The organism is Streptomyces fumanus (genome assembly GCF_014655295.1).
Taxonomy (GTDB): Bacteria; Actinomycetota; Actinomycetes; order Streptomycetales; family Streptomycetaceae; genus Streptomyces; species Streptomyces fumanus.
Genome location: NZ_BNBI01000008.1, coordinates 350,937 through 371,699, shown reverse-complemented (window position 1 = coordinate 371,699; position 20,763 = coordinate 350,937). Strand labels below are relative to the sequence as shown.

The 20,763-nt window shown below is 72.6% G+C and carries 21 protein-coding genes; 14 read left to right on the top strand and 7 right to left on the bottom strand.

The genetic code is table 11. The features are described from left to right. Positions 1-28 precede the first annotated feature (28 nt). The 12 genes from IE316_RS19680 to IE316_RS19630 all read left to right on the top strand — a co-directional run bounded on the left by IE316_RS19680 (position 29) and on the right by IE316_RS19630 (position 10,011). Positions 29-601 carry a GNAT family N-acetyltransferase gene (locus tag IE316_RS19680; RefSeq protein WP_190205725.1) on the top strand — a complete coding sequence of 191 codons (573 nt, stop codon included), beginning with the start codon at positions 29-31 and terminating at the stop codon, positions 599-601. A gap of 146 nt (positions 602-747) precedes the next feature. Further along, entirely contained in the window at positions 748-831 is an 84-nt protein-coding gene (locus IE316_RS36265; RefSeq protein ID WP_351056814.1) for a putative leader peptide, read from the top strand. Positions 832-959: 128 nt separating this feature from the next. Further along, a complete protein-coding gene (locus tag IE316_RS19675) occupies positions 960-2,660 on the top strand; it encodes a nitrite/sulfite reductase (RefSeq protein WP_190205724.1) in 1,701 nt (566 codons plus the stop codon). Next, a complete protein-coding gene (locus tag IE316_RS19670; protein WP_190205723.1) occupies positions 2,657-2,836 on the top strand; it encodes a hypothetical protein in 180 nt (59 codons plus the stop codon). The genes IE316_RS19675 and IE316_RS19670 overlap by 4 nt, the downstream gene beginning before the upstream one ends. Further along, on the top strand, positions 2,833-3,546 hold the full coding sequence (locus IE316_RS19665; protein WP_190205722.1) for a phosphoadenylyl-sulfate reductase: 714 nt from the start codon (positions 2,833-2,835) through the stop codon (positions 3,544-3,546). The genes IE316_RS19670 and IE316_RS19665 overlap by 4 nt, the downstream gene beginning before the upstream one ends. Positions 3,547-3,575: 29 nt before the next feature. Next, positions 3,576-4,112, top strand: a complete 537-nt coding sequence (gene cysC, locus IE316_RS19660; protein WP_190205721.1) for an adenylyl-sulfate kinase — start codon at positions 3,576-3,578, stop codon at positions 4,110-4,112. Beyond that, the gene (gene cysD / locus IE316_RS19655; protein ID WP_190205720.1) at positions 4,109-5,044 is read left to right on the top strand and encodes a sulfate adenylyltransferase subunit CysD; all 936 of its coding nucleotides are present in this window, start codon (positions 4,109-4,111) and stop codon (positions 5,042-5,044) included. Before cysC ends, cysD begins: the two co-directional genes overlap by 4 nt. Positions 5,045-5,046: 2 nt before the next feature. Beyond that, on the top strand, positions 5,047-6,396 hold the full coding sequence (locus IE316_RS19650; protein ID WP_190205719.1) for a sulfate adenylyltransferase subunit 1: 1,350 nt from the start codon (positions 5,047-5,049) through the stop codon (positions 6,394-6,396). Then, complete coding sequence (locus IE316_RS19645; protein ID WP_229910469.1) at positions 6,384-7,541, top strand: aliphatic sulfonate ABC transporter substrate-binding protein; 1,158 nt, start codon at positions 6,384-6,386, stop codon at positions 7,539-7,541. The genes IE316_RS19650 and IE316_RS19645 overlap by 13 nt, the downstream gene beginning before the upstream one ends. Before the next feature lie 61 nt (positions 7,542-7,602). Continuing rightward, positions 7,603-8,391, top strand: a complete 789-nt coding sequence (locus tag IE316_RS19640) for an ABC transporter ATP-binding protein (RefSeq protein WP_190205718.1) — start codon at positions 7,603-7,605, stop codon at positions 8,389-8,391. Continuing rightward, positions 8,378-9,274, top strand: coding sequence for an ABC transporter permease (locus tag IE316_RS19635; protein WP_190205717.1), 897 nt, complete (start codon positions 8,378-8,380; stop codon positions 9,272-9,274). Before IE316_RS19640 ends, IE316_RS19635 begins: the two co-directional genes overlap by 14 nt. Positions 9,275-9,279: 5 nt before the next feature. Next, positions 9,280-10,011, top strand: coding sequence for a sirohydrochlorin chelatase (locus IE316_RS19630; protein ID WP_190205716.1), 732 nt, complete (start codon positions 9,280-9,282; stop codon positions 10,009-10,011). Positions 10,012-10,015: 4 nt separating this feature from the next. Here the strand turns inward: IE316_RS19630 and IE316_RS19625 are convergent, their stop codons facing one another. Beyond that, a complete protein-coding gene (locus tag IE316_RS19625; protein WP_190205715.1) occupies positions 10,016-10,564 on the bottom strand; it encodes a DUF1697 domain-containing protein in 549 nt (182 codons plus the stop codon). A gap of 234 nt (positions 10,565-10,798) precedes the next feature. Between IE316_RS19625 and IE316_RS19620 the strand changes: the two genes are divergently transcribed. Beyond that, positions 10,799-13,063 carry an MMPL family transporter gene (locus tag IE316_RS19620; protein WP_190205714.1) on the top strand — a complete coding sequence of 755 codons (2,265 nt, stop codon included), beginning with the start codon at positions 10,799-10,801 and terminating at the stop codon, positions 13,061-13,063. 74 nt (positions 13,064-13,137) lie between these two features. Here the strand turns inward: IE316_RS19620 and mgt are convergent, their stop codons facing one another. The 4 genes from mgt to IE316_RS19600 all read right to left on the bottom strand — a co-directional run bounded on the left by mgt (position 13,138) and on the right by IE316_RS19600 (position 17,480). After that, positions 13,138-14,346: a macrolide-inactivating glycosyltransferase gene (gene mgt, locus IE316_RS19615; protein ID WP_190205713.1), complete on the bottom strand. Its 1,209-nt coding sequence runs from the start codon at positions 14,344-14,346 to the stop codon at positions 13,138-13,140. 70 nt (positions 14,347-14,416) lie between these two features. After that, positions 14,417-15,700: an ABC transporter substrate-binding protein gene (locus IE316_RS19610; RefSeq protein ID WP_190205712.1), complete on the bottom strand. Its 1,284-nt coding sequence runs from the start codon at positions 15,698-15,700 to the stop codon at positions 14,417-14,419. After that, on the bottom strand, positions 15,700-16,533 hold the full coding sequence (locus IE316_RS19605) for a carbohydrate ABC transporter permease (RefSeq protein WP_190205711.1): 834 nt from the start codon (positions 16,531-16,533) through the stop codon (positions 15,700-15,702). The genes IE316_RS19610 and IE316_RS19605 overlap by 1 nt, the downstream gene beginning before the upstream one ends. Beyond that, positions 16,530-17,480 carry a carbohydrate ABC transporter permease gene (locus IE316_RS19600; protein WP_373311241.1) on the bottom strand — a complete coding sequence of 317 codons (951 nt, stop codon included), beginning with the start codon at positions 17,478-17,480 and terminating at the stop codon, positions 16,530-16,532. The genes IE316_RS19605 and IE316_RS19600 overlap by 4 nt, the downstream gene beginning before the upstream one ends. 108 nt (positions 17,481-17,588) lie before the next feature. On the opposite strand from IE316_RS19600, the gene IE316_RS19595 reads away from it, so the two are divergent. Continuing rightward, positions 17,589-18,452: a phosphotransferase gene (locus IE316_RS19595; RefSeq protein ID WP_190205709.1), complete on the top strand. Its 864-nt coding sequence runs from the start codon at positions 17,589-17,591 to the stop codon at positions 18,450-18,452. A gap of 31 nt (positions 18,453-18,483) precedes the next feature. Here the strand turns inward: IE316_RS19595 and IE316_RS19590 are convergent, their stop codons facing one another. Both IE316_RS19590 and IE316_RS19585 read right to left on the bottom strand, forming a co-directional pair. Then, positions 18,484-19,206 carry a 3'-5' exonuclease gene (locus IE316_RS19590; protein ID WP_190205708.1) on the bottom strand — a complete coding sequence of 241 codons (723 nt, stop codon included), beginning with the start codon at positions 19,204-19,206 and terminating at the stop codon, positions 18,484-18,486. A 114-nt stretch (positions 19,207-19,320) separates the two neighbouring features. Beyond that, a complete protein-coding gene (locus IE316_RS19585; RefSeq protein ID WP_190205707.1) occupies positions 19,321-20,568 on the bottom strand; it encodes a DUF5919 domain-containing protein in 1,248 nt (415 codons plus the stop codon). Between the last annotated feature and the right edge of the window lie 195 nt (positions 20,569-20,763).

The window sequence follows — 20,763 nt, the reverse complement described above, 5'->3', positions numbered from 1 at the left end:
GCCGGGGCCGGGTGATTGGGTGTCCGGTATGACCACCATCCCCGTGACCACCTGGTCCCTGGAGCAGACCGCGCCGAGCGACCTGCTCCCGGCGCCCGCCCCGGAGGGGGACGTCCGCGTCGTCCGCGCCGAGGTGCCCTCGCCCGAGTTCAGCCGGTTCCTGTACGCCTCGGTCGGCGGCGACATCCACTGGACCGACCGGCTGGGCTGGACGTACGCGCGGTGGCAGGAGCACCTGACCCGGCCCGGCGTGGAGACCTGGGTCTGCTACGACCGCGGCACGCCCGCCGGGTACGTGGAGCTGACGCCCGGGGAGGAGGGGTCGGTGGAGATCGAGTACTTCGGCCTGATCCCGGCGTTCCGGGGCCGCGGCATCGGCGGGCACCTGCTGTCGTACGGCACCGCCCGCGCCTGGGACCTCGGGGAGCGCTGGCCGGAACTGCCCCCGACCAAGCGGGTCTGGCTGCACACGTGCAGCAAGGACGGCGAGCACGCGATGGCCAATTACCAGCGCCGGGGCTTCCGGCTGTTCGATACCGAGGTCGCGGAGGAGCCCGCGGCCCCCACCCCCGGACCCTGGCCCGGCGCCTACCCCGTCTGACCCCCGTCCGACCCGCCTGACCTGCGCCGACACACCGTGGCCGGCAGATGTGACCCAGCACACCCTTGTCTCGTCCAGCGAGACAAGGGTGTCCGCATCTCGGACGAAGCTGGACTCTGTTCAGATCGCCGTGCCACGCTTCCGTCATGCCTGGATACGGAATCGCCTTGGTGAGTCGGCGGCACGTCGACCTCGGCCGCATGTCCAGCGCCATCTGTCCGGCGCGCTGAGAGTTCTCCAGCAGCACCGGTCCCCCTTCTCGTACGCCTGTCCCCGCGCGACGCCGCGCACCCATGCCCATGCGCCCGTACGCGCAGGTCAGAGTCGTTTCCCGCCTGTCCCGAAGGACGTGTCAACCATGGCCGCCACCCCGCAGAACCCCGCTGCCGCGACTCCCCGCCGCAAGGTGAGCCGTCACCGTGGCGAGGGTCAGTGGGCCGTGGGTCATCACACCCCGCTCAACGGCAACGAACAGTTCAAGAAGGACGACGACGGTCTCAACGTACGGACACGTATTGAGACGATCTACTCCCGGCGGGGCTTCGACTCGATCGACCCGAACGACCTGCGCGGCCGGATGCGCTGGTGGGGCCTCTACACCCAGCGCAAGCCCGGCATCGACGGCGGCAAGACGGCCGTGCTGGAGCCGGAGGAGCTGGACGACCGGTACTTCATGCTGCGCGTCCGCATCGACGGCGGCCGGCTCACCACCCGGCAGTTGCGGGTGATCGGCGAGATCTCCCAGGAGTTCGCGCGCGGCACCGCCGACATCACCGACCGGCAGAACGTGCAGTACCACTGGATCCGGATCGAGGACGTGCCCGAGATCTGGCAGAGGCTGGAAGCTGTCGGCCTCTCCACGGTCACCGCGTGCGGCGACACGCCCCGCGTGATGATCGGCTCCCCGGTCGCGGGCATCGCCGAGGACGAGATCATCGACGGCACCCCGGCGCTGGAGGAGATGAAGCGCCGGGTGCTGAACAACAAGGCGTACTCGAACCTGCCGCGCAAGTTCAAGACCGCGATCTCCGGATCGCCGGTGCTGGACGTGGTGCACGAGATCAACGACGTGGCCTTCGTGGGCGTACGGCACCCCGAGCACGGGCCGGGCTTCGACGTCTGGGTCGGCGGCGGGCTGTCCACCAACCCCAAGCTGGGCGTGCGGCTGGGCGCGTGGGTGCCGCTGGAGGAGGTCCCGGACGTCTACGAGGGCGTGCTGTCGATCTTCCGTGACTACGGCTACCGGCGGCTGCGCAACCGCGCCCGGCTGAAGTTCCTGGTCGCCGACTGGGGCCCGGAGAAGTTCCGCGAGGTGCTGGAGAACGAGTACCTCGGCGGGCGCCGGCTCATCGACGGTCCCGCGCCCGAGGAGCCGGTGGCGCGCTGGCGCGACCACGTCGGCGTGCACCGGCAGAAGGACGGCCGGTACTACGTCGGCTTCGCCCCGCGCGTCGGCCGCGTCGACGGCACCACCCTCACCAAGATCGCCGACCTGGCGGAGGCGCACGGCTCGGGCCGGGTGCGCACCACCGTCGAACAGAAGATGATCATCCTCGATGTCGCGGAGGAGCGGGTCGACTCGCTGGTGGAGTCCCTGGAGGCGCTGGACCTCACCGCCCGGCCGTCCACCTTCCGGCGCGGCACCATGGCCTGCACCGGCATCGAGTTCTGCAAGCTGGCCATCGTCGAGACCAAGGCCCGCGGCTCCCAGCTCATCGACGAACTGGAGCGCCGCCTGCCGGAGTTCGACGAGCCGCTCACCATCAACCTCAACGGCTGCCCGAACGCCTGCGCCCGTATCCAGGTGGCGGACATCGGTCTCAAGGGCCAGTTGGTCGTGAACAGCGAGGGCGAGCAGGTCGAGGGCTACCAGGTGCACCTGGGCGGCGCGCTCGGCCTGGACCCCGGTTTCGGCCGCAAGGTCCGGGGGCTGAAGGTCACCTCCGACGAACTGCCCGACTACATCGAGCGGGTCCTGCGCCGCTACCAGGCCGAGCGCGAGGACGGCGAACGGTTCGCCACCTGGGCCGCGCGCGCCTCCGAGGAGGCGCTGTCGTGACCGAGCGGGCCGCGCCCTTCTACTGCCCCTACTGCGGCGACGAGGACCTGCGTCCGAACGAAGAGGGCCATGGGGCCTGGGAATGCGCGGCGTGCAACCGCGCATTCCAGTTGAGGTTCCTCGGGCTGCTGGCCCGCGGGCTTCGGGCCGACCCCTCGGAAGGGGAACAGATATGACGGTTACTCAGGAAGACGAGCGGACGACCGGGGATCTCAAGGCGCTCGCCGAGCGGGCGGGCCACGAGCTGGAGGACGCCTCCGCGCCGGAGATCCTCCGGTGGGCCGCCGAGACGTTCGGCAAGCGCTTCTGCGTGACCTCCTCGATGGAGGACGCGGTGGTCGCCCACCTCGCTTCCCGCGCGATGCCCGGTGTGGACGTGGTGTTCCTCGACACCGGGTACCACTTCCCCGAGACCATCGGCACCCGGGACGCGGTGGAGGCGGTCATGGACGTCAACGTCATCACGCTCACCCCGCGGCAGACGGTCGCCGAGCAGGACGCCGAGTACGGCCCGAGGCTGCACGACCGCGACCCCGACCTGTGCTGCAAGCTGCGCAAGGTGCGGCCGCTGGAGGAGGGGCTGCGGGGCTATCTGGCCTGGGCGACCGGGCTGCGCCGCGACGAGTCCCCGACCCGGGCCAACACCCCGGTCGTCGGCTGGGACGAGAAGCGGCAGAAGGTCAAGATCTCCCCCATCGCCCGCTGGACCCAGGACGACGTGGACGCCTACGTGGCCGAGCACGGCGTACTGACCAACCCCCTGCTGATGGACGGCTACGCCTCCGTCGGCTGCGCGCCCTGCACCCGCCGGGTCCTGGCGGGCGAGGACGCCCGCGCCGGACGCTGGGCGGGGCGGGCCAAGACCGAGTGCGGGCTGCACGGATGACGTCGACCCCCCACCTTCAGGAGAATCACGTGACGAGCGGAGCCACCGTCTGGCTCACGGGTCTGCCGAGCGCCGGCAAGACCACCATCGCCCACGAGCTGGCCGGCCGGCTGCGCGCCGAGGGCCGCCGCGTCGAGGTGCTCGACGGCGACGAGATCCGCGAGTTCCTCTCGGCGGGCCTCGGCTTCAGCCGCGAGGACCGGCACACCAATGTGCAGCGCATCGGCTTCGTCGCCGAACTGCTCGCCCGCAACGGCGTCCTGGCCCTCGTCCCGGTGATCGCCCCGTACGCCGACAGCCGCGAGGCGGTGCGCAAGCGCCACCAGGAGAACGGCACCGGGTACCTGGAGGTGCACGTCGCGACGCCGGTCGAGGTGTGCTCCGTGCGCGATGTGAAGGGCCTGTACGCCAAGCAGGCCGCCGGTGAGCTGACCGGGCTCACCGGCGTCGACGATCCGTACGAGGAGCCGGTCGCGCCCGATCTGCGGATCGAGTCGCAGGACCAGACCGTCCAGGAGTCCGCCGCGGCGGTGTACGCCCTGCTCAGCGAAAGGGGACTGGCATGACCACCGCGGTGACCCGCACCGAGGAGACCGACAGCCCGTACGCCCTCTCCCACCTGGACGCGCTGGAGTCGGAGGCGGTGCACATCTTCCGCGAGGTGGCGGGCGAGTTCGAGAAGCCGGTGATCCTCTTCTCCGGCGGCAAGGACTCCATCGTCATGCTCCACCTGGCGCTCAAGGCGTTCACACCCGCCCCGGTGCCGTTCGCCCTGCTCCATGTGGACACCGGACACAACTTCCCCGAAGTCCTTGAGTACCGCGACCGTGTGGTGGCCGCCCACGGGCTGCGCCTCCATGTCGCCTCCGTCCAGGACTACATCGACCGCGGTGTGCTCAAGGAACGCCCCGACGGCACCCGCAACCCCCTCCAGACCCTCCCCCTGACCGAGAAGATCCAGAGCGAGCGGTTCGACGCCGTCTTCGGCGGCGGACGCCGCGACGAGGAGAAGGCCCGCGCGAAGGAACGTGTCTTCTCCCTGCGCGACGAGTTCTCCCAGTGGGACCCCCGCCGCCAGCGCCCCGAGCTGTGGAACCTCTACAACGGCCGCCACGCCCCCGGCGAACACGTCCGCGTCTTCCCCCTGTCCAACTGGACCGAACTCGACGTCTGGCAGTACATCGCCCGCGAGGACATCGCCCTGCCCGAGATCTACTTCGCCCACGAACGCGAGGTCTTCTCCCGCGCCGGCATGTGGCTCACCCCCGGCGCCTGGGGCGGCCCCAAGGACGGCGAGACGGTGCACAAGCGCCGGGTGCGCTACCGCACCGTCGGCGACATGTCCTGCACCGGCGCCGTCGACTCCGACGCCGACACCATCGACAAGGTCATCGCCGAGATCGCCGCCTCCCGCCTCACCGAACGCGGCGCCACCCGCGCCGACGACAAACTCTCCGAGGCCGCGATGGAAGACCGCAAGCGCGAGGGGTACTTCTAGCCATGACCAGCATCACGACGTCCAGCACCACGCCAGAGGTGCTCGCGGAGACCACCCTGCTGCGGTTCGCCACCGCCGGTTCGGTGGACGACGGCAAGTCCACCCTCGTCGGACGGCTGCTGCACGACTCCAAGTCGGTGCTCGCCGACCAACTGGAGGCCGTGGAGCGGGTCTCGGCCTCCCGCGGGCAGGACGCCCCCGACCTCGCGCTGCTCACCGACGGCCTGCGGGCCGAACGGGAACAGGGCATCACCATCGACGTGGCCTACCGCTACTTCGCCACCCCCCGGCGCCGGTTCATCCTCGCCGACACCCCCGGGCACGTGCAGTACACCCGCAACATGGTCACCGGCGCCTCGACGGCCGAGCTGACCGTGGTGCTGGTCGACGCCCGCAACGGCGTCGTGGAGCAGACCCGCCGGCACGCCGCCATCGCCGCGTTGCTGCGCGTCCCGCACGTCGTCCTCGCCGTCAACAAGATGGACCTCGTCGGCTACCAGGAGCCGGTGTTCGCCGCCATCGCCGAGGAGTTCACGGCGTACGCGACCGAGCTGGGCGTCCCCGAGGTCACCGCCATCCCGATCTCGGCGCTGGTCGGCGACAACGTCGTCGAACCCTCCGCGCACATGGACTGGTACGGCGGGCCCACCGTCCTGGAGCACCTGGAGACCGTGCCGGTCAGCCACGACCTGGCGCACTGCCACGCCCGGCTGCCCGTGCAGTACGTGATCCGGCCGCAGACCCCCGAGCACCCCGACTACCGGGGGTACGCGGGCCAGATCGCCGCCGGTACCTTCCGGGTCGGCGACGAGGTCACCGTGCTGCCGTCCGGGCGGACCACCCGGATCAGCGGCATCGACCTGCTCGGCGAGCCGGTCCAGGTGGCCTGGACCCCGCAGTCGGTGACCCTGCTGCTCGAAGACGACCTCGACGTCTCCCGCGGTGACCTGATCGTCCCCCGCAAGGACGCGCCGGCCACCACGCAGGACGTCGAGGCCACCGTCTGCCACGTCGCCGACCAGCCGCTGACCGTCGGCCACCGGGTGCTGCTCAAGCACGGCACCCGCACCGTCAAGGCGATCGTCAAGGACATCCCGGCCCGGCTCACCCTCGCCGACCTGTCCCTGCACCCGCACCCCGGACAGCTCGTCGCCAACGACATCGGCCGGGTCAAGATCCGCACCGCCGAGCCGCTGCCCGCCGACTCCTACGCCGACTCCCGGCGCACGGGGTCGTTCATCCTGATCGACCCCAGCGACGGCACCACGCTCACCGCCGGCATGGTCGGCGAGTCGTTCGCCTCGCCGGAGCCGGTCACGGACGCGACCGAGGACGACGGGTGGGACTTCTGACCGAGGGTCTCGCCCGCGCGGGGCGCCACCCCCGTACACCGAGACCCGCCACCAGCGCCGCGCGCCGCGCCCTCGCGGTGCTCGCCGTGCTGCCCCTGCTCGCCCTGGCCGCCTGCGGCTACGGCTCGCAGGCCAAGGACGACGCCCGCGCCGGGGCCGTCGCGGGTGCCCCGAAGACCGACGGCCTGGACTCGGTGCGCATCGGCTACTTCGGCAACATCACCCACGCCACCGCGCTGGTCGGCGCCCGCAAGGGCTTCTTCCAGCGGGCGCTGGGCGGCACCGAGGCGAAGTACGCGGTGTTCAACGCGGGTCCCTCCGAGATCGAGGCGCTCAACTCCGGCTCCCTCGACATCGGCTGGATCGGCCCGTCCCCCGCGATCAACGGCTACGCCCGGTCCGACGGCCGGAACCTGCGGATCGTCAGCGGCTCGGCGTCCGGCGGGGTGAAGCTGGTGGTGAACCCGGAGAAGATCAGGTCGGTGCGGGACGTCGAGGGCAAGCGGATCGCCACCCCGCAGCTCGGCAACACCCAGGACGTGGCCTTCCTCGACTGGGCCGCCGAACAGGGCTGGCACGTCGACGCGCAGAGCGGCAAGGGCGATGTCACGGTCGTCCGCAGCGACAACAAGGTCACCCCGGACGCCTACCGGTCCGGATCGGTCGACGGGGCCTGGGTCCCGGAGCCGACCGCGTCCAAACTGGTCGCCGCGGGCGGCGAGGTGCTGCTCGACGAGGCCGACCTGTGGCCGGACAAGAAGTTCGTGATCACCAACGTCATCGTGTCGCAGAAGTTCCTCGACGAGCACCCCGAGGCCGTCGAGGCGGTGCTGCGCGCCTCGGTCACCACCAACCGGTGGATCAAGGCCCACCCGGACGCCGCCAAGGCCGCCGCCAACGAGCAACTGGCCGCCGACACCGGCAAGGCGCTGCCCGCCGCCGTCCTCGACCCGGCGTGGCGGTCCATCCAGGTCACCGACGACCCGCTGGCCGCGACCCTCGAGACCCAGGCCGGCCACGCGGTCGAGGCCGGTCTGCTGGACCGGCCCGACCTCCGGGGCATCTACGACCTCGCCCCGCTCAACAAGGTCCTGCGGAGCGCGGGCGAACCGGCCGTCGACGACGCCGGACTCGGCGTGCCGTAGGCCCGCCCGCCCGTATCCCCGACCCCGACCGACCCAGACCCAGACCCAGGAGGTGACGACCATGGCCACGACCCTCGCCAAGGCCGCCGACGGCACCGGCACGGCCACCCACGCCGCCCGGATCGAGCACGTCTCGAAGTCGTTCGCCGGACCCGCGGGACCCCAGCTCGTGCTGGACGACATCAGCCTCGATGTCGCGCCCGGCGAGTTCGTCACCCTCCTCGGGGCCTCCGGCTGCGGCAAGTCCACGCTGCTCAACCTGGTCGCCGGGCTGGACCGGCCCAGCGCCGGGCAGATCACCACGGACGGGCGGCCCGCCCTGATGTTCCAGGAGCACGCCCTGTTCCCGTGGCTGACCGCGGGCAAGAACATCGAACTCGCCCTCCGGCTGCGCGGCGTGCCCAAGTCCGAGCGCCGCGGCAAGGCCGAGGAACTCCTGGAACTGGTCCGGCTGAAGGGCGCGTACGGCAAGCGGGTGCACGAGCTGTCCGGCGGGATGCGCCAGCGCGTCGCCATGGCCCGCGCCCTCGCCCAGGAGAGCGGCCTGCTGCTGATGGACGAGCCGTTCGCCGCGCTGGACGCGATCACCCGTGACGTGCTGCACGACGAGCTGACCCGGATCTGGCGGGAGACGAAGCTGTCCGTTCTGTTCGTCACGCACAACGTGCGCGAGGCCGTCCGGCTCGCCGAGCGCGTGGTGCTGCTGTCCTCCCGTCCCGGGCGGATCGCCCGCCAGTGGACGGTCGGCATCGAGCACCCGCGCCGGATCGAGGACACCGAGGTCGCGGAACTGTCCGTCGAGATCACCGAAGAACTGCGGGGAGAGATCCGTCGCCATGGCCAGCACTGACACTCCCCCGCCCACCAGGGAGGCGGGCGACCTCGCCGGCCTGGAGGCGGGCCTGGACGCGCTGGAGACCCAGCACAGCGGCCGTACGCCGTGGCGGCAGACGCTGACGCAGAAGGTGCTGCCGCCGGTCGTCGCCGTGCTGCTGGTGCTGGCGGTGTGGCAGGCGCTGATCTCCCTGAAGATCGTCGACGACCCGACCAAGCTGCCCGCCCCGGCCGACGTGTGGCACGTGGTCCGCGACGCCTGGCTCCAGGGCGAACTGCTCGGCTACATCTGGACCAGCGTCTCGCGCGGCCTGTCCGGCTTCCTGATGGCGCTGGTGATCGGCACCCCGCTGGGGCTGCTGGTGGCCCGGGTCCGGTTCGTCCGGGCGGCCATCGGGCCGATCCTGTCCGGGCTCCAGTCGCTGCCGTCGGTGGCCTGGGTGCCGCCCGCGGTGATCTGGCTGGGCCTGAACAACTCCATGATGTACGCGGTGATCCTGCTGGGCGCGGTGCCGTCCATCGCCAACGGCCTGGTGTCCGGCGTGGACCAGGTGCCGCCGCTGTTCCTGCGCGCCGGGCGCACGCTGGGCGCGACCGGGCTGAAGGGGACCTGGCACATCGTGCTGCCGGCCGCGCTGCCCGGCTATGTGGCCGGACTCAAGCAGGGCTGGGCGTTCGCGTGGCGGTCCCTGATGGCCGCCGAGATCATCGCCTCCTACCCCGACCTGGGCGTGGGCCTGGGCCAGTTGCTGGAGAACGGCCGCAACGCCAGCGACATGGCCATGGTGTTCGAGGCCATCCTGCTCATCCTGGTCGTCGGCATCGCCATCGACCTGCTGATCTTCAGTCCGCTGGAGCGCTGGGTGCTGCGCAGCCGCGGTCTGCTGGTGCGGGGCTGAGGGCCATGGCCGCGCCGGTCCTCCTCGTCGTCGCCCACGGCAGCCGCGACCCGCGGCACGCCGCGACCGTGCACGCCCTGGTCCGCCGGGTCCGCTCGCTCCGCCCGGAGCTGCGGGTCGAGACCGGGTTCCTGGACTTCACCGTGCCCTCGGTGCCGGGCGTGCTGGCGTCCCTGGCGGCCGAGGGCGTCCGGGACGTCGTGGCGCTCCCGCTGCTGCTGACCCGCGCCTTCCACGCCAAGGCGGACATCCCGGCGGTGCTCGCCGAGGCCCCGCGCACGCTGCGGATCCGGCAGGCCGAGGTGCTCGGCCCCTCCCCGCTGCTGCTGTCGGCGCTGGAGCGGCGGCTGTACGAGGCGGGGCTGACGCCCGCCGACAAGTCCTCGACCGGGGTCGTGCTGGCCTCGGCGGGGTCCACCGACCCGGAGGCGATCGCAGTGATCGCTGACATCGCGCGGGAGTGGCGGCACACCGGTTGGTGCGCCGTGCGGCCTGCGTTCGCCTCCGCTTCCCTTCCCCGCACCGAACAGGCGGTACGGGAACTGCGCGAGCTGGGCTGCGCGCGGGTCGCCGTCGCCCCGTACGTGCTGGCCCCCGGCCGGCTGCCGGACCGGATCGCGCGGGGCGCGGTGGGGGCGGACGTCCTGGCCGGGGTGCTGGGCCCGGCGCCGGAGGTGGCGCGGGTGGTGGTGGAGCGGTACGAGGCGGCCCGCACTCCGCTGCGGGCGGCGGCCTGAGCCGTCAGGGGGCGGTCAGCTCCACCAGCTTGCGTACGGTGTTCCAGTTGCGGCTGGTCGCGATCAGGCCCTGGGTCACGCGGGGCCGGGCGAGGGCCTCGGCCAGCTTGGAACGGCCGAGGCCGTCCGGGGCGTACAGGTACAGCGCCCGGTCCCCGAGGCGGAACTCCTCCGGCAGGTACCCGGCGGGGTCGATCTCCGCGAACCGCCCGGCGTCGACGGGAGCGGAGTAGTAGGTGACGTGGAGTTGCTTGGGCGCCAGCCCGGCGGCCGGGAACGGGCACGCCTCGACGACCGCCCGCAGATAGGCGTGGTCGCGGACGATCACGTCCACGGCGAAGCCGAACCGCCGCTCGATCGCGTCCGCCAGCTCGGCGGCCAGGGACTCCTCGTCGCCGTGGCCGGAGGTGAACACGGCCTGTCCGCTCTGCAGGTGGGTGCCGACGTCCTGGTGGCCGAGATCGGCGAGCAGCGACCGGAGTTCGGCCATCGGGAGCTTCCGGCTGCCGCCCACGTTGATCCCGCGCAGCAGCGCCGCGTACCTCGTCGTCATGCCCCCACCCTAGGCGGCGGCCGGGCGGTACCCGGAGGCGGCGCCCCCGACAACCACCGGTAGATGTAAGGGACCGGTGTCCTCCCCAGCGGTGACCGGACCGGTACGGCGGGATGATCCGGGCCCGCCCCACCTCACCAGGGAGCACGACGAGTTGGCTTTATCCGGCCCCTACCGTCGTTACGGAAGGTGGCGGCAGGGGGTCGTCACCGCACACGAGGGGGCAAGCCCGTCATGGGGAACGGAGAGATACGGGTGCGGGGTCTGGCCGCGCGGGCCGGGGGCTGGAGCGCCCGGCACCGATGGGCTGCCGTCGGCATCTGGGTGCTGTTCGTGGTCCTGGCCATGGGGGCCGGCTCGGCCGCGGGCCGGGTCGACGTCAAGGACAGCGACCAACTGAGCGGCGAGACGCACACCGCGGCCAGGATCATCGAGGACGCCGGGATCGACGAACCGGCGAGCGAGACCGTCCTGATCCAGGCGAAGGACGGCACCCTGAAGGCCACGGACGCCGGGTTCCGGGCCGCGGTCACCGAGGTGGTCCGGGCCGTGCGGGACACCGGGCGGGTCACGGACGTGACCTCCCCGTACGACACGGGCACCATCTCCCGGGACGGGCGGAGCGCGCTGGTCCGGTTCGACATGCGCGGCGACGCGGACACCGCCGGGGAGCGGGTCGAGCCGGTGCTGAAGGCGGTCGAGGGCGTCCAGAAGGACCACGGGGAGCTGCGCATCGCCGAGATCGGCGGCGCCAGCATGATGAAGACGTTCGACGACGCGTTCGGCGACGACTTCCAGAAGGCCGAGCTGTCGGCCGTACCGGTGGCCCTGGGGATCCTGCTGATCGCGTTCGGCGCGCTGGTGGCGGCGCTGCTGCCGGTGCTGCTCGCGATCACCGCGATCATGGCGACGATGGGCCTGATGGGCGTGGTCAGCCATGTGATGCCGATGAGCGACACCGCCAACTCCGTGATGCTGCTGGTCGGTCTGGCGGTCGGCGTCGACTACTGCCTGTTCTATCTGCGCCGCGAACGCGAGGAACGCGCCGCCGGGCGGGACGCGCGGACCGCGCTGCGGATCGCCGCCGCGACCAGTGGCCGGGCGATCGTGGTCTCCGGGGTCACGGTGTGCGTGGCGATGGCGGGCATGCTGTTCACCGGCATCGCCGAGTTCGAGGCGATGGGCCTGGCCTCGCTGATGGTGGTCGCGGTGGCCATGGTCGGCTCGGTGACCGTGCTGCCGGCGCTGCTGTCGCTGCTGGGCGAGCGGGTCGAGAAGGGGCGCCTGCCGTTCCTGCGCCGCCGGTCCCGCCGGGCGAGCGGGGGCAGCCGGTTCTGGAGCGCCGTACTGGACCGGGTGCTGGCCCGGCCGGTGCTCTCGGTGCTGGTGGCGACCGGCGCGCTGCTCGCGGTGGCCGCGCCCGCGGTCGGCATGAAGACGCAGAACCTCACCCTGGACCAGGAGTTCGGTCACTCGCTGCCCATCGTGCAGACCTACGACCGGGTCAACGAGGCGTTCCCGGGCGGCTCGGAACCGGCCGAGGTGGTGGTGAAGGCCGACGACATCAACGCGCCCGAGGTGAAGTCCGCGCTCGCCGACTTCCGGGAACGGGCGATCAGTTCGGGCGCCTCGCGCGGCCCGGTGGAGATCAAGCTGCACGACGCGCAGGACGTCGCCCTGGTCTACGTACCGCTGGTCGGCGGCTCCGACCAGGACCGGGCGGGCGCCAGCCTGGACAAGCTGCGCGACGAGGTACGGCCCGCCACCCTCGGCAAGGTCGACGGCGTACAGGCGCCGATCAGCGGGCAGGTCGCCGGTTCCAAGGACTTCAACGACCAGCTCGTCGGCTCGGTCCTGCCGGTCTTCGCCTTCGTCGTGGCCTTCGCGTTCCTGCTGATGCTGCTGTCGTTCCGGTCGCTGACCGTGGCGCTCACCTCGATCGTGCTGAACCTGCTCTCGGTGGGCGCGGCCTACGGCATCCTGGTCGCCGTCTTCCAGCACGGCTGGGGGGCCTCGCTGGTCGGCGCGGAGGGCGTCGGGGCGATCATCACCTGGCTGCCGCTGTTCCTGTTCGTGATCCTGTTCGGGCTGTCCATGGACTACCACGTGTTCGTGGTCTCCCGGATCCGGGAGGCCCGGCTGCGCGGCCGGTCGACACCGGACGCCATCCGGCACGGAGTGGTCACCACGGCCGGGGTGGTCACCAGCGCCGCGGTCATCATGGTCGCCGTGTTCGCGATCTTCGGGACGCTGTCCATGCAGTCCATGAAGCAGATGGGCGTCGGCCTCGCGGCGGCGGTCCTCATCGACGCGACGATCATCCGGGGGGTGCTGCTCCCGGCGGTGATGTCGCTGCTGGGCGAGCGCAACTGGTACCTGCCGAAGTGGCTGCACCGGCTGCCCGACCTGACGCACGACGAGTCGCCGGAGGCGGTGACGCGGGGCACCCAGGACGCTCGGGACTCCCGGGACGACGAGGGCGAACGGGTCGGGGTGTGACCGCCCGTTGAGGGACAGGGCCCGTCGGCTGCGGGGGTGGCCGACGGGCCCTTCGCCATGCGGCGGAGCCTCGGCTAGGCCCGCCGGCCCGCCGCCGCCAGCTCCGCCTCGATCAGGTCGGCGGCGCGCGGGGTGCCGCCCTCCTCGGCCATCTCGGCCTGGACCCGGGCCAGCCGCCGGGCCACCTCCGGGTCGTCGACCAGGGCGAGGGCGGCGGTGCGCAGCGCCTCGGCGGTCGCCTCCTCGGTGAGCAGCTTGCGGGCCACGCCGAGCGCCTGGAGCATGTCCGCGTTGCCGAACTGGTCCACCGCCTGCGGTACGGCGATCATCGGGGTGGCCGTGGCCAGCCCTTCCTGGCTGCCGCCCGCCCCGGCGTGCGTGACGAACAGGTCGGCCTGGCGCAGGATCGCCAACTGCGGCACCCAGGGGTGCACTTCCACGGTGGCGGGCACGTCACCGAGGTCGTCCCGGGTCACATGGCGGCCGACCTGGAGCACGGTGTGCCAGCCCGGCAGCGCGCCGAAGGCCCGCACGCACTCCCGGTAGAACGCCGGCTGCTTGGTGAACGACGAGCCCAGCGAGACGAGGACGACCTTCTCGGCCCCGGCGGGCCGCGTCCAGTCGCCCTCGCCCGAGCGGTCGCCCTGGCAGGCGCCGACGAAGGAGTACACGCGCTCGTCGACCCGGTCGGCGTGCGGCTGGAGCGCCTTCGGGATCAGTACGAGGGAACGGGCGGGGTGGCTGGAGAACTCGTCCGGGTGCAGGGTGATCCCGTTCTCCTCCAGCCAGGCCCGGAAGCGGGCGTAGTACGCCTGTCCGCGCTCGGTCTTCAGCGGCTCCTCCCACATCGGCTCGCCGACCTCCTTGTCGTACCCCTCCCAGGCGACCAGGTTCGGGGAGAGCGACACCGCGGGGACGCCCCAGCGGTGGGCGAGGACACGGGCCGGGTAGGAGGTGATGTCGTAGAGCACGAGGTCCGGTTCGTCGCCCCGGTACGCCTCGATGAGCTGCGGCAGGGCCTGGATCGCATCGGCGAGGAACGGCTCGACGTTGTCCAGCAGGGTGCTGCCCCACGCCTCCGGATCGGCGTCGGGGCCGGGCAGTGTGCTGTGCCAGAGCTTGGGCTCGGCGCCGGTCGCGGCCACCTTCTCGGCGAAGGCGGGCGGGATGGCGTACGTCACCCGGTGCCCCCGGGCCACCAGCTCCCGGATCACCTCCAGGCTCGGGTTCACGTGGCCGTGCGCGGCGATGGAGAACATGGCGATGTGGGAGCGACTGGTCATGCGGAGACGGTAAGCGAGACGATACGTCTCGTACAACTTCTTTTTCCGGCAGCTTCCGGTCCCAGGTGCCTCACCGCTGGTAGCGGGCCAGTACCAGGTTCCCGTCCTCCTCCAGTCGCCGTCGCAGCTCGCCCAGGCCGATCGCCCCGCTGTAGTACTCCTGGAACGCCGGTGTCGCCACCTTGTCCTTCCACTCGGGATAGCCGCGCACGGCCTGCGCGGGCGCCGACCGCAGGTGGCCGGCCAGGGCGGTGCCGACGGACCAGCCCCGCTCCTCGGTGCGCAGCGCGGGGTGCCGCAATGCCTCGGTCCCGGTCGGCAGCATCCAGTCGCCGAGGGCCAGTTGCACCATGTTCTCCGGCCGCAGCAGGAAGCCGATGAAGGCGGCGGCCTCCCGCTGGTGCGGGCTGTCCGCGGCGATGGACAGCGTCTGCGGGCTGACGCCCTGGTCGAGCCCGGCCGCTCCCGCCGGGGCGGGCAGCACCCGCCACTCGAACCCCTCGGGCGCCTGCTGTTCGACCTGCTGGCGGTAGGAGAACCCGAGCGGCACCATCGCGTACTTCCCCGCGAAGAACCCCGGCAGGGTGTCGGAGCCGCCGCTGCCCAGCGTGGACCGGGCGGCGCTGCGGTCGGTGGTGACCTGGTCGTGGACGGTGCGCGGCACCACCTCGTCGGCCGCCTCGAAGCGGACGGTGACCTTGCCGTCCGGGCCCCGGTGGAACAACCGCCCGCCCGCCGAGAGCGACAGGTTGAGCGTGGCCGAGACGGGCTCCTTGAGCGGCCAGGCCACCCCGTACCGCCCGGGTCCGCTCAGTGCCTTCGTCACCCGCCGGAACTCGGCCCAGCTCCAGGGCCGTTCGGGCGTCGGTATCCGCACCCCCGACCGCCGCAGCAGCTTCGCGTCGGCGATCAGCACCCGGGGCTCCTGGAGGAACGGCACCCCGTAGATCCCGTCGCCGAAGGTGACCGTCTCCCAGGTGCGGTCCGGGATGTCCGACCTCAGCCGGGCGGGCAGCAGCTCGGTCAGGTCGGCGAGGTAGCCGCCGTAGGCGAAGTCCGCCAGGTCGTCGGAGGCGTCGTGGATGATGTCGGGTGCCTCGCCGCCCTCGAAGGAGGTGAGGAGCTGGTCGTGGACGCTGTCCCAACTGCCCTGGACGTACTCGACCCGCACATCGGGGTGCGTGGCGTTCCACTCCGCCACCAGTTCCCGGTTGGCCTCGACCGACTCCTTCTGCCAGGCCAGGGACTGGAAGCGCAGGGTGATCCGGCCGTCGCCGGAGCCGCCGTCCCCGCCGGTGCAGGCGGTGGTGAGCAGCAGGGCGAGGGCGAGCAGCAGGGCCGCCTTGGCGCGCATCAGCTCTTCACCGCCCCGGCGAGCATGCCGCCCGTGATCCGCCGCTGGACGATCGCGAAGACCACCAGCGAGGGCAGGGTGGCGAGGAAGGCCGCCGCGGCGAGCGGGCCGAGGTCCGCCACGCCCTCGGCGCCGATGAAGTGGGTGAGCACCACCGGCAGGGTCTGCTTCTCCGGGGTCTTCAGCAGCACCAGCGCGAAGAAGAACTCGTTCCACGCGGTGACGAACGCGAACAGCGCCGTCGCCACGATCCCCGGCGCCAGCAGCGGCGCGGTCACCGACACCAGCGTCCGCAGCCTGCCGGCCCCGTCGACCGCCGCCGCCTCCTCCAGCTCGGCCGGCACGGCCCGCACGTACCCGGCGAGCATCCACAGCGCGAACGGCAGCGCCCACACCACGTACACCAGCACCAGCCCGGGCACCGAGTCGATCAGCCGCAGGTTCTTCAGCACCAGGAACAGCGGGATGATCACCAGCACGAACGGGAACGCCTGGCTGACCACCACCCACCCGGTCAGGGCCCGCCCCAGCCGGGACCGGTACCGGGTCGTCACGTACGCCAGCGGGGTGGCGATCAGCACGGCGAGCACCGCGGCGCCGGACGCGGCGAGCAGCGAGTTGGCCCCGGCGCGCAGCAGCGGCTGCTCGTCGAACGCCTGCCGGAAGTTGTCGAGGGTGGGGTCCTCCGGGATCCAGGTGGGGTGCGCACTGCCCAGTTCGCGCGGCGGCTTGAACGCGGTGGACAGCAGCCACAGGAACGGGAAGGCCAGGAAGACCAGGTACGCCAGCAGCGCGAGGTACTGGGCGGCGCGGGCCGGGGCCGGGGTCCTCACGCGTCCCCACCTCCGCGCAGCCGGCCGGCCAGGAACACGGCGAGCAGGACCGAGACGACGGCGACCATCACGCAGCCCATCGCGGCCGCGTAGCCGAACTGCCCATAGCGGAACGCCTCCTCGTAGGCGAAGAGCATCGGCAGCCGGGTCCGGCCGCCGGGGCCGCCGCCGGTCAGCACATAGACCAGGGCGAAGGAGTTGAAGTTCCAGATGAGGTTGAGCGCGGTGATGGCGAGGGCGACCGGTCTGAGCGCCGGCCAGGTGACGGCGCGGAACCGGCGCCAGGCCCCGGCGCCGTCGACCGCGGCGGCCTCGTGCAGTTCCTGCGGGGTGTTCTGCAGCCCGGCGAGCAGGGCCACGGTGGTCCCCGGGAGGCCGGCCCAGATGCCGACGATCATGACGGCGGGCAGGGCGGTGGCCAGGCCGCTGAGCCAGTCCCGGCCGTCGCCCAGGCCGAGGTCGCGCAGGGTCTCGTTGAGCACGCCCGCGTCCGGGTGGTAGACCAGCCGCCACATGATGCCGACGACGACCTCGGGCATCGCCCAGGGCACGATCGCCAGGGCGCGGGCCAGCCAGCGCAGCCGCAGCCTCTGGTCGAGCAGCAGCGCGAGGCCGAGGGCGAGCAGGAACTGCGGCGCGCTCACCCCCACCGCCCACGCCAGCCCGATCCGGAACGACTCCCAGAACAGCGTGTCGTGCAGCAGGTCCCGGAAGTTGAGCGCCCCGATCCAGCGGGTGGGCTCGGTGCGGCCCGACTGGGCGTCGGTGAAGGCCAGCAGGACGCCGTAGAGCAGGGGGCCGACGCTGAGCACGAGGATCGGGAGGAGCGCGGGCAGCACCAGGAACCAGGCGCCGGGGCCGGCCGCGCGGTGCGCGGGCCCGCTCGCCTCGGCCGGTCTCGTCACGTCGTCAGCCCCTTCTGCGCGGCTCGGTCGGGCCTGGGTCATGGTCGTGACCGCAGGGCGCTCGGTCAAGAACCCGTGCGCCCCCCGCGACCTGTGCGAATGCGACACTGGCCGGTGGACGACGGTCGACGGGACGGACGGAGCGGGACGATGGACGAGGCTCGGGCGCGGGAGGTACTGGCGGCGGCGGAGGTGCTGCCCGGCCCGGCGGGCGAGGCGAAGCTGCTCGCCCTGGGCGAGAACGCCGTGTTCGCCGCCGGTGACCTGGTGGTCAAGGTGGGCCGCGACGCCGGGCTGCTCGACCGGGCCCGCCGGGAACTGGCCGTGGCCCGCTGGCTGGCGGAGGCCGGGGTCCCGGCCGTCCGGGCGGCCGAGGCCGAGGCGCGGTCGGTCGCGGGCCACCCGGTGACCGTGTGGCACCGGCTGCCCGACCCGGTGCGCCCGGCCGAACCCCGGGACCTGGCCCGACTGCTGCGTCTCGTCCACGCGCTGCCCTCCCCGTCCTTCCCGCTGCCGCCCCGCGATCTGCTGGGCGGTGTGGAACGCTGGCTGAAGCTGGCGGGCGACGCGATCGACCCCGCCGACGCCGAGTATCTGCGCGCCCGCCGCGACGGCTTCGCGGCGGCCGCCGCCGCGCTGGTGCCCGCGCTGCCGCCCGGCCCGATCCACGGCGACGCGCTCCCCCGCAATGTGCACGTCGGCCCCGACGGGCCGGTCCTGGTGGACCTGGAGACCTTCTCCGGTGACCTGCGCGAACACGACCTGGTCGTGCTCGCCCTGAGCCGCGACCGCTACGGGCTGCCCGCCGAGGCGTACGACTCCTTCACCGGGACCTACGGCTGGGACGTGCGGGACTGGGACGGGTGCGCGGTGCTGCGCGGGGCGCGCGAGACCGCCAGTTGCGCCTGGGTCGCGCAGCACGCGCCGAGCAACCCCAAGGCGCTGGCCGAGTTCGAGCGCCGGGTGGCGTCGCTGCGGGACGGGGACCCGGCCGTGCGCTGGTACCCCTTCTGACCCGGCCGGCCGGCCGCTCGCGGACGGTGGCTCAGACCCGCTCGCCGGCCGGTTCGCGCAGCGGCCACAGGCCGTCGACGACGGCCGTGGCGTCGCCCTTGCGGCGCAGGAACGCCTGGAAGTCCGCCGCCCACTCGGCGTGCCACTCGATCTGACGGCGGTGCAGCTCCGCCGGGCCGAGGGCCGCGACCTTGGGGTGGCGGTCGGCTATCGCGCAGGCCAGCCGCGCCGCGGCGAGGGCGTCGGCCGCCGCGTCGTGGGCGGTGTCCAGCGGCACGCCGTACTCGGCGCAGACCGCCTCCAGGTTCCGCTTGCCGCGGCGGTAACGGTCGATGGAGCGGTCGATGGTGTAGGGGTCGATGACCGGGGCGGGGTCCTGGCCGCCCAGGCGGTCGCGGAGGGACGGCAGTCCGTACCGGTGCAGCTCGGCGGAGAGCAGGGTGAGGTCGAAGGCCGCGTTGTAGGCGACCACCGGGACGCCCAGGCGCCAGTGGTCCACCAGGACGGCGGCGATGGCGTCGGCGACCTGGTCGGCCGGGCGGCCCTCGCCGGCCGCGCGCTCGGTGCTGATGCCGTGCACCGCGACCGCGTCCGCCGGGATCTCCACGCCGGGGTCGGCCAGCCACTCCCGCCGGCCCAGCGGCTCGCCGGCTCTGACCTCGATCACGGCACCCGTGACGATGCGCGCCCGGCGCGGGTCGGTGCCGGTGGTCTCCAGGTCGAAGCCGATCAGCGGCTCCCGGTGCCAGCCCATGGGCCGTCCCCCTTCTCGGTGGTGCGTTCCCCCAGTGGTCCCCACCTTCGCACGGGCCACTGACAATCCGAGGATCGCCTTCCGCTCACCGCCCCTGCCCGGGGCCCCGGCCGGTCAGGACACCGGGCGGGCATCCGCCCACATCTGCTCGAACTCCTCGCGGTACGTAGGGAAAAGACCGCCTTCGTCCAGTTCGCCCGACTTCACGAGCCGGCCGCCGTTCTTCCCGTTGCGCAGGACCAGTACGGGCGCCTCCATGCCCCGGGTGCGGCGCAGATAGTGCTGGACGACCGCGATGCCGTCGGCGCCGTCGCCGTCCACGAGGTAGGCGGTGAAGCGGGGCGTCTCGTCGAAGACCTGGATCTCGAAGGCCCCGGGGTCGCGCAGCGCGGCGCGGACCCGGCGCATGTGCAGGATGTTGGTCTCCACCGCCCGGCTCAGCTCGCCGCGTTTGATGCCGAGTTCCCGCTCGCGCCGCTTGACGGCGCTGGAGGCCGGGTTCAGGAACAGCAGCCGCACCCGGCCGCCGGACTGGGCGAGCCGGACCAGGCGCCGCCCGGAGAAGTTCTGCACCAGCAGGTTCAGGCCGATGCCGATGGCGTCGAGCCGGCGGGCGCCGCCGAAGATGTCCTCGGCCGGGAACTGGCGCAGCAGCCGCACCCGGTCCGGGTGGACCGCGACCACGTCCGCGTACCGGTCGCCGACCAGGTCCTCGACCGCGTCGACCGGCAGCCGGTGCGCGGAGGGCACGTCACCGCCCGCGCCGAGCACCTCCAGGAGCCGGGCGGCGGCCCGCTCGGCCTGGGCCAGGACCGCCTCGGACAGGGCCCGGTTGCGGGAGACGACGTTGCGGGTGACCTCCAGCTCGTCCAGGGCCAGCTCCACGTCCCGGCGTTCGTCCATGTAGGGCTCGAAGCAGGGCCAGTGCTGCACCATCAGCTCCCGCAACTGCGGCAGGGTGAGGAAACTGAGCACGTTGTCGTCGGCCGGGTCGAGCAGATAGCCCTTGCGGCGGCTGACCTCGCGGACGGCGACCGCGCGCTGCACCCACTCCTGCCCGGCCGGCCCGGCCGCCGCGACCACCCAGTCGTCGCCGTGGACCGGTTCGTAGACCGGGCGGAGCACGGCGGCCACCACCGCGCGCAGCCGCTGCTCGACCAGGTTCAGCCAGATGTAGGCCCGGCCGGCCCGCTGGGCACGGGTGCGCACCTCGTGCCAGGCGTCGGCGTCCCACTCCAGCTCGGGCCCGATCGCGCCCGCGTCCATCGGCCGCGCCAGGGACACCGCACCGGGCGGGACGTCCGTGGAGTTCCCCTCGTGACCCTCGTCACCAGGGGGCAGCTCCAGCCCTCCCGAGCCCACCCGCGCACCGCCTTCCGCTCCCCCGGACTCACCCCGTCCCAACGATCAAGGAAGGGTACTCCGGGAGCGGTCCGTGACGCAGCCTGATGCGCAGGCTCGTCGCCCAACTGACCGCATCCCCCCGTATGTTCCGCCCCCGGGGTGGTACGGGTGTGAGCGGATTCATCACCCGGTGCGCGCGTCGGGGACTCGATC